At 70.3% G+C, this 11641-nt stretch carries 11 protein-coding genes and 1 pseudogene; 5 read left to right on the forward strand and 7 right to left on the reverse strand.

Features of this window, described 5'->3' with window-relative positions:
• Positions 1–235 precede the first annotated feature (235 nt).
• Both ppa and LRS07_RS09345 read left to right on the forward strand, forming a co-directional pair.
• Complete coding sequence (ppa, locus tag LRS07_RS09340; RefSeq protein WP_260501652.1) at positions 236–778, forward strand: inorganic diphosphatase; 543 nt, start codon at positions 236–238, stop codon at positions 776–778.
• Between the two features lie 231 nt (positions 779–1009).
• Positions 1010–3712: a M16 family metallopeptidase gene (locus tag LRS07_RS09345; RefSeq protein ID WP_409450638.1), complete on the forward strand. Its 2703-nt coding sequence runs from the start codon at positions 1010–1012 to the stop codon at positions 3710–3712.
• Between the two features lie 3 nt (positions 3713–3715).
• Here the strand turns inward: LRS07_RS09345 and LRS07_RS09350 are convergent, their stop codons facing one another.
• Positions 3716–4918 (reverse strand): GNAT family N-acetyltransferase, encoded by a 1203-nt coding sequence (locus tag LRS07_RS09350; protein ID WP_260501654.1) that lies wholly within the window; start codon positions 4916–4918, stop codon positions 3716–3718.
• Between the two features lie 136 nt (positions 4919–5054).
• Between LRS07_RS09350 and LRS07_RS09355 the strand changes: the two genes are divergently transcribed.
• A complete protein-coding gene (locus LRS07_RS09355; protein ID WP_260501655.1) occupies positions 5055–5393 on the forward strand; it encodes a P-II family nitrogen regulator in 339 nt (112 codons plus the stop codon).
• Positions 5394–5435: 42 nt separating this feature from the next.
• On the opposite strand, the pseudogene LRS07_RS09360 reads toward LRS07_RS09355, so the two are convergent.
• The 6 genes and pseudogenes from LRS07_RS09360 to LRS07_RS09385 all read right to left on the reverse strand — a co-directional run bounded on the left by LRS07_RS09360 (position 5436) and on the right by LRS07_RS09385 (position 8887).
• A pseudogene (locus LRS07_RS09360) lies at positions 5436–6033 on the reverse strand (LOG family protein).
• Between the two features lie 9 nt (positions 6034–6042).
• The gene (locus LRS07_RS09365) at positions 6043–6423 is read right to left on the reverse strand and encodes a diacylglycerol kinase (RefSeq protein ID WP_260501656.1); all 381 of its coding nucleotides are present in this window, start codon (positions 6421–6423) and stop codon (positions 6043–6045) included.
• A 55-nt stretch (positions 6424–6478) separates the two neighbouring features.
• A complete protein-coding gene (locus LRS07_RS09370) occupies positions 6479–7042 on the reverse strand; it encodes an RDD family protein (RefSeq protein ID WP_409450620.1) in 564 nt (187 codons plus the stop codon).
• A complete protein-coding gene (locus LRS07_RS09375) occupies positions 7039–7860 on the reverse strand; it encodes a DUF3106 domain-containing protein (RefSeq protein WP_260501658.1) in 822 nt (273 codons plus the stop codon). The genes LRS07_RS09370 and LRS07_RS09375 overlap by 4 nt, the downstream gene beginning before the upstream one ends.
• A 14-nt stretch (positions 7861–7874) precedes the next feature.
• The gene (locus LRS07_RS09380) at positions 7875–8324 is read right to left on the reverse strand and encodes a DUF3619 family protein (protein WP_260501659.1); all 450 of its coding nucleotides are present in this window, start codon (positions 8322–8324) and stop codon (positions 7875–7877) included.
• On the reverse strand, positions 8321–8887 hold the full coding sequence (locus tag LRS07_RS09385) for an RNA polymerase sigma factor (RefSeq protein WP_260501660.1): 567 nt from the start codon (positions 8885–8887) through the stop codon (positions 8321–8323). The genes LRS07_RS09380 and LRS07_RS09385 overlap by 4 nt, the downstream gene beginning before the upstream one ends.
• A 256-nt stretch (positions 8888–9143) precedes the next feature.
• On the opposite strand from LRS07_RS09385, the gene LRS07_RS09390 reads away from it, so the two are divergent.
• Together LRS07_RS09390 and ilvN are read left to right on the forward strand one after the other, a co-directional pair.
• Positions 9144–10940 carry an acetolactate synthase 3 catalytic subunit gene (locus LRS07_RS09390; protein WP_260501661.1) on the forward strand — a complete coding sequence of 599 codons (1797 nt, stop codon included), beginning with the start codon at positions 9144–9146 and terminating at the stop codon, positions 10938–10940.
• A gap of 168 nt (positions 10941–11108) precedes the next feature.
• Positions 11109–11600 (forward strand): acetolactate synthase small subunit, encoded by a 492-nt coding sequence (ilvN, locus tag LRS07_RS09395; protein WP_260501662.1) that lies wholly within the window; start codon positions 11109–11111, stop codon positions 11598–11600.
• Positions 11601–11641 lie beyond the last annotated feature (41 nt).

Genomic DNA, 11641 nt, shown 5'->3' on the forward strand with positions numbered 1-11641 from the left:
GGAACGCCTCGAATCGCCCGCCTTCTCATGTGCTCGCCGGAGGGGGTCGTTGGACCATGCTAAGTGAAGGGGCATGGGCTGGCAATCCGAACTGACGTGCCGCTGACATCCGCGCGCCCAGCCGGTCGATGCTGGTCTCGCGCCGCGCCTGCGGCCCTGGATCGGGCGGCGGCGCGTCATGGGGTGACCCGTAGAATCTTCGGGTTTACCTGACCCAGCCTGCCAACCACACGCCATGAGCCTGCACAACGTGACCCCCGGCGCGAAGGCGCCCGACGAGTTCAACGTGATCATCGAGATCCCGATGAACGCCGACCCGATCAAGTACGAGGTCGACAAGGAGACGGGCGCCATCTTCGTGGACCGCTTCATGACCACGGCGATGCACTACCCGTGCAACTACGGCTACGTGCCGCAGACGCTGGCCGACGACGGCGACCCGGTGGACGTGCTGGTGATCACGCCCTATCCGCTCACGCCCGGGGTGGTGGTGACCTGCCGGCCCCTGGGCGTGCTGCAGATGGAGGACGAGGCCGGCGGCGATGCCAAGCTGCTGGCGGTGCCCACGACCAAGATCCTGCCCATCTACGACCACTGGCAGAAGCCGGAGGACATCAACCCGATGCGGCTGAAGGCGATCCAGCACTTCTTCGAGCACTACAAGGACCTGGAGAAGGGCAAGTGGGTCAAGGTCAAGGGCTGGGAAGGCCCGGAGGCCGCCCGTGCCGAAATCACCAGCGGCCTGGCCGCCTGGAAGAAGGACCAGGACAAGGCCTGAACGCCGGACCGCTGCCGCGCCAATCGCGGCGCTGGCTGCGGTAGGGTGGTCCGCTGAGCGCCCGGGCGCCGACGGAACTTTGAAGGGGGGCTTCGGCTCCCCTTCCTGCTTGAAGGGCCGCCCGGGCGGTCCCGGACCCCGCACCCGCCTACACTGCCGCCGCCCCCTGGACACGAGGATCCCGACCCCATGCCGTTGTCGCGCACGCTCGCCGTTCTCACGCTGTTGTTCATGGGCGGCCTGCCAGGGCTGGTGGCCGCGCAGCCGCATGCCACGCCGACCCCCTCGGCGACGGTGCAGCCCGTGCAGACGGTGGAGGGGATCAGCGAGTACCGCCTGCCCAACGGCCTGCAGGTGCTGCTGGTGCCCGACGACTCCAAGCCGACGACGACGGTCAACGTCACCTACCGCGTCGGCTCGCGAATGGAGAACTACGGCGAGACCGGCATGGCGCACCTGCTGGAGCACCTGCTGTTCAAGGGCACGCCGACCACGCCCAACGTCTGGGCCGAGTTCACCAAGCGCGGCTTCCGCGCCAACGGCACGACCTGGCTGGACCGCACCAACTACTTCGCCAGCTTCGCCGCCAACGAGGACAACCTGCAGTGGTACCTGTCATGGCTGGCCGACGCCATGGTCAACAGCTTCATCGCGCGCAAGGACCTCGACAGCGAGATGACGGTGGTGCGCAACGAGATGGAGATGGGCGAGAACAGCCCCAGCCGCATCCTCTACGAGAAGACCATGGCCACGATGTACCAGTGGCACAACTACGGCAAGTCGACGATCGGTGCCCGCGCCGACGTGGAGAACGTCGACATCCCGCGGCTGCAGGCCTTCTACCGGCTGTACTACCAGCCGGACAACGCGACGCTGATCGTCTCCGGCCGCTTCGACACCGCCAAGACGCTGCAGTGGGTGCGCAAGTTCTTCGGCGCCATTGCCAAGCCCAAGCGCGAGCTGCCGTCGCTCTACACCCTGGAGCCGCCGCAGGACGGCGAGCGGGCGGTCACGCTGCGGCGGGTCGGCGGCTCGCCGCTGCTCATGGCCGGCTACCACATCCCGCCGGCGGCGCATCCCGACTACGCCGCCACCGAGCTGCTGGCCATCGTCCTCGGCGACTCGCCGTCGGGCCGGCTGCATGCGCGGCTGGTGGAGCGCAACGTCGCCGCCTCGGTGTTCGGCGACACGCTCGGCCTGCACGACCCGGGCGCCATGCTGCTCGGCGCGCAGCTGGCGCCGGGGCAGGACTTCGAACGCGCCCGCGGCGAACTGGTCGCGGTGGTGGAGGGCATGGCCCAGCAGCCCATCACGGCCGACGAGCTGCAGCGCGCGCAGGCGAAGTGGCTCAAGGCCTGGGACCTGCAGTTCAGCAACCCCGAGCAGGTGGGCGTCGCGCTGTCGGATTCCATCGCGCAGGGCGACTGGCGGCTCTTCTTCCTGGTGCGCGACCGGGTCAAGGCGGCGAAGCTGGCCGACGTGCAGCGGGTGGCCGCCGAGCGCCTGATCCCGACGAACCGCACGCTCGGCGCCTACCTGCCCACCGAGAAGCCGCAGCGCCCGCCGGTTCCGACCCGCGTCGACGTGGCGGCGGAGCTGAAGACCTTCAAGCCGCAGGCGGGCCAGGCCACGGTGGCGGCCTTCGATGCCAGCCCGGCCAACATCGACAAGCTCACCCAGCGCTTCACGCTGCCCAGCGGGCTGCAGGGTGCGCTGCTGCCCAAGCCCACCCGCGGGGGCGTGGTCAAGGCCACGCTGACGCTGCGTTTCGGCGACGAGAAGAGCCTGGTCGGCACCACGCAGGTGGCGTCGTTCGTCGCCGCCATGCTGGACAAGGGCACCACGCAGCTCGGCCGGCAGCAGATCCAGGACCGGCTCGATGCGCTGCGCACGGAGGTGGCCATCGGCGGCGGGCCTGGCAGCGTGACGGTGGGCATCAGCTCGCGGCGCGAGCAGCTGCCCGAGGCCATCGCCCTGGTCGGGCAGTTGCTCAAGGAGCCCAGCTTCCCGCCCGCGGTGCTGGAAGAACTGCAGCGGCAGACCGCTTCCAGCGTGCAGCAGCGGCGCGACGACCCGCAGGCCATCCTTGACAACGCGCTGGCGCGCCACGGCAACCCGTACCCGCGCGGCGACGTCCGCCATGCCCGCACCTTCGACGAGATCCTGGCCGACGTGAAGGCGGTCGACGTGGAGCAGCTGCGCGCCTTCCACAAGCGTTTCTACGGCGCCTCGAACGCCCAGTTCTCGGCGGTGGGCGACTTCGACGCCAACGCGGTGAAGCAGGCGCTGGACAGCGCCATCGGCCAGTGGCGCAGCCCGTCGGCCTTCGTCCGCGTGCCGCGGCCGCTGACGCCGCTGCCGCCGACGCGGCTGGTGTTCCAGACGCCCGACAAGCAGAACGCCGTGTTCGCGATGCGCTCGCGCCTGCCGGTCAACGACACCGACGCGGACTACGCGTCCCTGACGCTGGGCAACTTCATCCTCGGCCGCGGCGGCGACTCGCGGCTGTGGAAGCGCATTCGAGAGAAGGAAGGCCTGTCGTACGACGTTCGCACCGACATCGGCTGGAACAGCTTCGAGCCCAACTCGCCCTTCGAGGGCAGCGCCATCTACGCGCCGCAGAACCGCGACAAGGTGGAACAGGCGGTGCGCGAGGAGATCGCCCGGGTGCTGAAGGACGGTGTCACCCCGCAGGAGGTGGAGGCCGCCAAGCGTGCGCTGCTCAGTTTCCGCCGGCTGTCGCGGGCGCAGGACGAGACGCTGGCCAGCACGCTGGCGAGCAACCTCTACCTGAACCGCACCTTCGCCTATTCCCAGCAGGTGGACGAGGCGCTGGCCGCGCTGACCGTCGACAAGGTCAACGCGGCCTTGCGCAAGCACCTCAAGCCCGACCAGTTCGCCAGCGGCGTGGCCGGCGACTTCAAGGACAAGTGAGGCTCACGCGGGCGCGGCCTTGAACGGGCTGCGCTCGTTCAACTCGTCCAGGTAGGCGTCGATGCCGCCGGCCTCGCGTTCGAGGAAGTCGGCGACCGCCGCCGAGAACTGCGGATGGGCCAGCCAGTGCGCCGAGGCGGTGGCCACCGGCAGCAGGCCGCGCGCCATCTTGTGCTCGCCCTGTGCGCCGCCTTCGAAGCGGTCGAAGCCCTGCTCGACGCACCACTGCAGCGGCTGGTAGTAGCAGGCCTCGAAGTGCAGCAGCGGCACATGCTCCACCGCGCCCCAGTAGCGGCCCCACGCCGTGCGGCGCTCGCGGTCGATGGCCACCAGCGAGCAGGCGACGGGGCGGCCGCCACGGTGGGCCACGAAGAGCAGCCAGTGCTCGGGCAGCGTGGCGGCCAGGCGGGCGAAGAAGTCGCGGCTGAGGTACGGCTGGCGCGAGCCGTGCGCCCGATACGTCAGCGTGTGGCAGCGGTAGAAGAAGTCCCACAGCCGCTCGTCGATCGCCGCGCCCTCGTGCACCGTGAACGTGACACCGGCCTCGGCCACGCGCCGGCGCTCCTGGGCGATCTTCTTGCGCTTTTCGCGCTGCAGCCCGGCCAGGAAGTCTGCGAAATCCGCATACGGCTGCGGTCGCCGCTGGGTCCAGTGGAACTGCACGCCGCGTCGCATCAGCCAGCCCTCCGCCTCGGCGGCGGCCTGCTCGGCCTCATCGGCGAACAGCAGGTGCACCGACGACAGCCGCAGCCGCTGCGCCACGGCGACCAGGCCGCGCAGCAGCAGGCGGCGGTCGTCGTCGGTGGCCGCCAGCAGGCGGCTGCCGGGCACCGGGGTGAAGGGCACGGCGCACAGCAGCTTGGGGTAGTAGGCCAGGCCATGGCGCTGGTAGGCATCGGCCCAGGCCCAGTCGAAGACGTACTCGCCCCAGGAATGGGCCTTCAGGTAGAGCGGGCACGCGGCGCGCAACCCACCGCGCTCGTCGCGCAGCGCCAGCACGCGCGGGCCCCAGCCGGTGGCCTGCGTCGCACTGCCCGAGTCGACCAGCGCGCACAGCCATTCGTGCCGCATGAAGGGCGTCGGCGCCGCCTGCCGGTCCAGCAGGCCGTTCCACTCGGCGGCCGGGAGGGCGGCCAGGTCGTCGAGCAGTTCCAGCGACGGTGCATCCGTCGACGTGGGGGGCGGGGCGGGGCGCGAACCGGGCATGCGGCCAAGTCTGGCACGGGGCTTGATTGCGACAGGGCGACCACCGCCCATGCCCCGACACGAGGCGCGCCCGCCGGCGGCCACCGCCCCGTCATGGTCAAATCGGCGGCAAACGCGTTTCTCCTGGAGCCCCGCCATGAAGCAGATCACCGCCATCATCAAGCCGTTCAAGCTCGAGGAAGTCCGCGAGGCGCTGGCCGAGGTGGGCGTGTCCGGCCTCACCGTGACCGAGGTCAAGGGCTTCGGCCGGCAGAAGGGCCACACCGAGCTCTACCGCGGCGCCGAGTACGTGGTCGACTTCCTGCCCAAGGTGAAGGTCGAGGTGGTGGTGAAGGACGCGGACGTCGAGCGCTGCATCGAGTCCATCGTCAAGGCGGCCAAGACCGGCAAGATCGGCGACGGGAAGATCTTCGTGACCCCCATCGAGCAGGTGGTCCGCATCCGCACCGGCGAGACCGACGAAGCCGCCGTCTGACGCGCGAGACCGACGCCGCCGCCTGACCGGCGACGGCCCGGCTCAGATCCGCGAGTAGTCGTCCGGCCCGCCGGCGGCCGGCACCGCCTGCAGCAGGCGGTCCAGCAGCCGCAGTGGATCGGCCTCCACCATCAGCATGGCGGTCTGGCCCGGGCTCATGAAACCGTCCTCCACCGCGCGCTGCAGGAAACCGAGCAGCGCGTCGTAGTAGCCCCCCGACGTTGACCAGACCCAGCGGCTGGTCGTGGTAGCCCAGGTGGCGCCAGGTCCACACCTCGAAGATCTCCTCGAAGGTGCCGATGCCGCCCGGCAGGGCGACAAAGGCGTCCGCCCGCTCGGCCATCATCTGCTTGCGCTGGTGCATGGTGTCCACCACGTGCAGTTCGGTCAGCCCGCGGTGGCCCAGCTCGCGGTCCACCAGGCTGCGCGGGATGACGCCGATCACCTCGCCGCCGGCCGCCAGCGTGGCGTCGGCGACCACCCCCATCAGGCCGGCCCGGCCACCGCCGTAGACCAGCCGGTGGCCGCCGGCGCCCAGCGCCGTGCCGAGCGCCCGGGCGGCGGCCGCGAAGGCCGGGTCGCGGCCCTCGCGGGAGCCGCAGTAGACGCAGACGGACGTCGGACGGGACGGTCGGTTCATGTCGTGCTCTCAGGTCAGGAAGCGGTGCCACAGCGCGGCGATCCAGATGCCCGCGCAGGTCAGGACGGACAGCAGCACCGCGGCACTGGCGATGTCCTTCGCGCGCTTGGACAGCGCGTGCGTCTCGTACGACACCCGGTCGACCACCGACTCGATGCCGGTGTTGAGCAGTTCGACCACCATCACGGCCATCACCGAGCCGGCCAGCAGCGCCCATTCCACCCAGGTGGCGGCCAGCCAGAACGACAGCGGCAGCAGCACCGCCGCCAGCCACACCTCCTGGCGGAAGGCATGTTCGCCCCGGTAGGCCGACGCCAGGCCCTGCATCGAATAGCCGCTGGCGCGCACCAGGCGGTCCAGGCCGGTGCGGCCCTTGTAAGGGTTGGTCATCCGGCGATTGTGCGCACGGTGGATGACGCCGCTCCGCACGCCGGCGGCCGCGTTGTCAGGCCCGCTTGCGGCGGGGCGGTGGCGGGGCGTGCACCAGCCGCGTGCCGCAGGCCGCGTCGTGCCAGAACTGCCGCTCGGGATGGAACAGCGCCAGCAGCGCGTACCCAAGCACGCCGAGGATCAGGGCCATGGCGATGCTCGCGCCGGAGGCCGCGCCGCGCCAGCCCAGCACCGCCAGCGCCGGCAGGAACCAGGCCCAGCACAGCAGGTAGCGGGCCGCCGCCCGGGCCGGCGTCACCGGGCCGCCGCCGCGGCGCTGCAGGCGCAGGTGCCAGGTCTTCATCGCCACCGTCTGCCCGCCGTGCGACCAGAACCAGGTGAAGTACAGGCCGAGCACGGCAAAGAGGAACACCCGCAGCCCGGTCTGGCCCTGCAAGGCATGGCGCTGCTGGGTGAGGCTGGAGTAGAGGTAGCCGGCGATCATCACGACGCCGAACAGCAGCACGCCCTCGTAGAGGAAGCACGCCAGCCGGCGCCAGAGGCCGGGGACCGGGCGTGTTGCCACGACGTTTTCAGGGGGCGCCACCGCAGCGCCCGCGTCCGACCCCGGGCCCGTCATTGGGCCGCAGGGGTGGCGTTGGCGTTCTCGCCGTCGGGCAGGGGCGGTGCGGGCAGCGGCGCCGCAGGCGCCGTGCCGGCCGAGGCCGCGGGCGCTGCAGCGGCGGCCGGCTTGGCGGCCGCCGGCTTCGCCGCGCGGGGCAGCAGCGTGCGCGGGTCGACGTCCTCCCGGGTGGCGGCGATCTTGGGCTGCCCGGGGGACAAATGCTGGGGCGGTGCCGGCGTGCGGTTCACCAGCGTCGTGGTGGCGCCCGGCTTGGCCTGCAACAGCACGGTGGGCGAGGGCAGCGGCCGCAGCTGGGTGCCTGCCGGCGCCGCCGGCACGGTGTTGGACTTGGCCACCGGTTGCGCGCTCGGCGTGCGAACGGGCGCCGATGCCTTGGTGGCCGGCGGCGCCGCCCGTTCGGCGAGCGAGCGACGCTGGTCTTCCGGCAGCTCCCGGTACTGCTCCCAGCGGGTGCGGCGCTCGTCCGGGCTCATCTGCCGGAACTCCTGGAAATGGAGCCGCGCCGCGCTGCGCGCCTGCGGCGACAGCTGGACCCAGCTGCGCATGCGGGCCTGCACACGCTCGCGCTCCTCCAGCGGCATGGCCGGGAAGCGGGCGGCGAGCTCGAGCCATTTCTCGCGGCGGGTGGGGTCGATCGCGGGCCACTCGCTTTCCAGCGGCGCGAGCACCTCGCGCTGCGCCGGCGTCAACTGGCGCCACTGCAGCGTGCCGGCGCTGGACAGCGCCGGCAGCCCGTTGCCGCCGGCCGCGAGCAGCGGCGCCGGCAGGACGGTGGTCAGCAGCAGGGCGGCGGCAAGCAGGCGGAACAGCATCCTTCGGGGCCGCCTCAGTCGTGCGGCGACTTCAGGAACTCGACGAACCCGGCGTCGGAATAGGCATCCGGCGGCACGACGTCGGACAGCAGTTCGGCGTCGATCTCGGCCGCGGCGCTGACCTGGTTGCTCTGGTGCCACTGCTGGATGAGCGACAGCCCGACCAGCAGCACCACCAGCGGCATGAACGACGCCAGCTTCATCCACCACGGCACGCCGCCCCCGCCGAGCACCGCCGCCCGACCCGCGGCCAGCAGCGAGGTCGCGGGCTCGGCATTCGTCGCCGGCGCTCGGGCCGCCATGGCCCGGGCCAGCGCCTGCTCGCGGGCGAAGCGCAGTCGCGTCTCCACGTCCGGCGGCAGGTCGGCCGCGGCCTCGTCCAGCCGCGCCGCCACGCGCAGCGCGAAGCGGTTCTGCAGGGTGTCCAGGTCGTGGCGGGGCAGGTGGGTATTGGTGGTCGTCATGGCGCGATACCCTTGGCGCGCAGCGCCTTGGCCAGGGCGTGCACCGCGCGCGAACAATGGGTTTTGACGCTGCCTTCCGAGCAGCCCATCACGGCCGCCGTCTCGGCAACATCCAGTTCCTCCCAGTAACGCAGCAGGAACGCTTCGCGTTGACGGGCCGGCAACTGCTGCACTTCGGTATCAATCGTTAGCAGGATTTGCGCCCGGGCCACCGTGTCCGCCGCGCTCTCCGATCCAGGCATGTGCGACGCCGCCTCGAGCGTCTCCAGCAGGTCGAAGCTGCCGTCGTCGTCCGCCGGCTCGAAGTCCGACAGGTTCAGCATCACGGCGTTGCGCACCTTCTGCCGACGGAACCAGTCCATCGTGGCGTTGGACAGGATGCGCTGGAACAGCAGCGGCAGTTCCGCCGCCGGACGGTCGGCGTACTTCTCGGCCAGCTTGATCATGGCGTCCTGGACGATGTCCAGCGCCGCGTCGTCGCTGCGGACCGCGTAGACGGTGCGCTTGAAGGCCCGCTTCTCCACCCCCTTGAGGAAGTCGGCGAGTTCTTTGTCGGAGGCCAAGTTGCGGCTGTGGAGCGCCTTCGGGATGCCGGCGCCGCAGGAGGTGCGAAGCCCGCGATTATGTCAGCGGGGGTGGGGTCGCCCGGCGGGCGGCCGCGGCAATGCCATAATCGCCCGGCTACACACATTGGGTCTCAAGCGGCCGCCCGACCCCGGGCGGTCCAGTTGCTGACCGCGCAGGTCCTGATTCCGCCTCACAAGGGCGCGAGGAGGGGCACCGATGGATTTTCGTCAGAGAAATTCACAGAGGTTCGAAATGGACATGTCTGCCGCGGAGATCAAGCGGGCCGCCTCGGCTGCCGCCCCGCAAAACTCCTCTTCCTCCCCGTCTTCCGCCACCGACGAGCTCAACGGCTCGGAGATCCTCGTGCGCTGCCTGCAGGCCGAGGGTGTCAAGCACCTCTGGGGCTACCCCGGCGGCGCGGTGCTCTACATCTACGACGCGCTGTACAAGCAGGAGAGCATCCAGCACGTGCTGGTGCGCCACGAGCAGGCGGCGGTGCACGCCGCCGACGGCTATGCGCGCGCCACCGGCGAGGTCGGCGTGGCGCTGGTCACCTCCGGCCCCGGCGTGACCAACGCGGTCACCGGCATCGCCACCGCCTACATGGACTCCATCCCGATGGTGATCATCACCGGGCAGGTGCCGACGGCGGCGATCGGGCTGGACGCCTTCCAGGAGTGCGACACCGTCGGCATCACCCGGCCGATCGTCAAGCACAACTTCCTGGTCAAGGACGTGCGCGAACTGGCGGCCACGCTGAAGAAGGCGTTCCACATCGCCCGCAGCGGCCGGCCCGGCCCGGTGGTGGTCGACATCCCCAAGGACGTGTCGCTGAAGACCACCGCCTTCGCCTACCCCGAGAAGGTGGAGATGCGGTCCTACAACCCGGTGCGCAAGGGGCATGGCGGCCAGATCCGCAAGGCGGTGCAGCTGCTGATGCAGGCCAAGCGGCCCTACGTCTACGCCGGCGGCGGCGTCGTGCTGGGCAACGCCTCGGCCGAGCTGCGGGAGTTGACCAGGCTGCTCGGCGCGCCCGTGACCAACACCCTGATGGGCCTGGGCGCCACTGCCGCCAGCGACCCGCAGTTCCTCGGCATGCTGGGCATGCACGGCACCTACGAGGCCAACATGACCATGCAGCACTGCGACGTGCTGCTGGCGGTCGGCGCGCGCTTCGACGACCGGGTGATCGGCAACCCGAAGCACTTCGCCTCGGTGGAGCGCAAGATCGTCCACGTCGACATCGACCCGTCGTCGATCTCCAAGCGGGTGAAGGTCGACATTCCGATCGTCGGCGACGTGAAGGAGGTCCTGGTCGAACTGATCGCGCAGATCAAGGAGGCGCAGGCCCGGCCCGATGCCGCCGCGCTGAACGCCTGGTGGTCGCAGATCAACGACTGGCGCAAGCGCGAGTGCCTGAGCTACCGCAAGAGCGACGAGGTGATCAAGCCGCAGCACGTGGTGGAGACCCTGTGCCGGCTGACCCGCGGGCTGGACACCTACGTCACCAGCGACGTCGGCCAGCACCAGATGTGGGCCGCGCAGTTCTACGGCTTCGAGGAGCCGCGGCGCTGGATCAACTCCGGTGGCCTGGGCACGATGGGCGTCGGCCTGCCCTACGCCATGGGCATCAAGCTGGCGAAGCCCGACAGCGAGGTGTTCTGCATCACCGGCGAGGGCTCGATCCAGATGTGCATCCAGGAGCTGTCCACCTGCCTGCAGTACCGCACGCCGGTGAAGATCCTGTCGCTGAACAACCGCTACCTCGGCATGGTGCGGCAATGGCAGCAGCTGGACTACGGCGGCCGCTACTCGCACAGCTACATGGACGCGCTGCCCGACTTCGTGAAGCTGGCCGAGGCCTACGGCCACGTCGGCATCAAGATCGAGAAGCCATCCGAGGTGGAGGCGGCGCTGCGGGAGGCCATCGCCATCAAGGACCGCTCGGTGTTCCTCGACATCCGCACCGATCCCACCGAGAACGTCTGGCCGATGGTGCAGGCCGGCAAGGGCATTTCGGAGATGCTGCTGGGGTCCGAGGACCTGTGACCTTCTGAGCCGGCCGGCGAGGGCGGGCGGCGTTACCGCGCCATCCGCCGCGTCACCGGACCGGCCGCGAAGCGTCGTCCTCACCCACTTCTTTTATTCCCTGATTTCGAACCCGTGGCCAAGGGCCGTCGGTTACCGCCGCCGGCCTGAAGAGCGCGAAGGACGAACATGAAACACATCATTGCCCTGCTGCTGGAGAACGAGCCCGGTGCGCTGTCTCGCGTGGTCGGCCTCTTTTCCGCCCGCGGCTACAACATCGAGAGCCTGGTGGTCGCGCCGACCGAGGACGCATCGCTGTCGCGCATGACCATCGTCACCTCCGGCTCGGACGACGTGATCGAGCAGATCACCAAGCACCTGAACCGGCTGATCGAGGTGGTGAAGGTGGTGGACCTCACCGAAGGCCTGTACACCGAGCGCGAACTGCTGCTGCTCAAGGTGCGGGCCGTCGGCAAGGAGCGCGAGGAGATGAAACGCATGTCCGACATCTTCCGCGGGCGCATCATCGACGTCACCGAGAAGACCTACACCATCGAGCTGACCGGCGACGGCGCCAAGCTGGACGCCTTCATCGAGGCGATCGACCGCGCCTGCATCCTGGAAACCGTGCGCACCGGCGCCAGCGGCATCGGCCGCGGCGAGCGAATCCTGCGGGTCTGACCCGCGCCCCACCGGCGCCGGCCTGGCCGGCGTCATTCCCC

This window comes from Aquabacterium sp. J223 (genome assembly GCF_024666615.1).
GTDB lineage: Bacteria > Pseudomonadota > Gammaproteobacteria > Burkholderiales > Burkholderiaceae_C > J223.

Bases quoted from the DNA above. Each gene is read 5' to 3' on its own strand.
- ppa (WP_260501652.1), top strand. From the start codon at position 236: ATGAGCCTGCACAACGTGACCCCCGGCGCGAAGGCGCCCGACGAGTTC.
- ilvN (WP_260501662.1), top strand. From the start codon at position 11,109: ATGAAACACATCATTGCCCTGCTGCTGGAGAACGAGCCCGGTGCGCTG.
- LRS07_RS09365 (WP_260501656.1), bottom strand. From the start codon at position 6,423: ATGACCAACCCTTACAAGGGCCGCACCGGCCTGGACCGCCTGGTGCGC.
- LRS07_RS09345 (WP_409450638.1), top strand. From the start codon at position 1,010: ATGGGCGGCCTGCCAGGGCTGGTGGCCGCGCAGCCGCATGCCACGCCG.
- LRS07_RS09380 (WP_260501659.1), bottom strand. From the start codon at position 8,324: ATGACGACCACCAATACCCACCTGCCCCGCCACGACCTGGACACCCTG.
- LRS07_RS09350 (WP_260501654.1), bottom strand. From the start codon at position 4,918: ATGCCCGGTTCGCGCCCCGCCCCGCCCCCCACGTCGACGGATGCACCG.
- LRS07_RS09355 (WP_260501655.1), top strand. From the start codon at position 5,055: ATGAAGCAGATCACCGCCATCATCAAGCCGTTCAAGCTCGAGGAAGTC.
- LRS07_RS09375 (WP_260501658.1), bottom strand. From the start codon at position 7,860: ATGCTGTTCCGCCTGCTTGCCGCCGCCCTGCTGCTGACCACCGTCCTG.
- LRS07_RS09370 (WP_409450620.1), bottom strand. From the start codon at position 7,042: ATGACGGGCCCGGGGTCGGACGCGGGCGCTGCGGTGGCGCCCCCTGAA.
- LRS07_RS09390 (WP_260501661.1), top strand. From the start codon at position 9,144: ATGGACATGTCTGCCGCGGAGATCAAGCGGGCCGCCTCGGCTGCCGCC.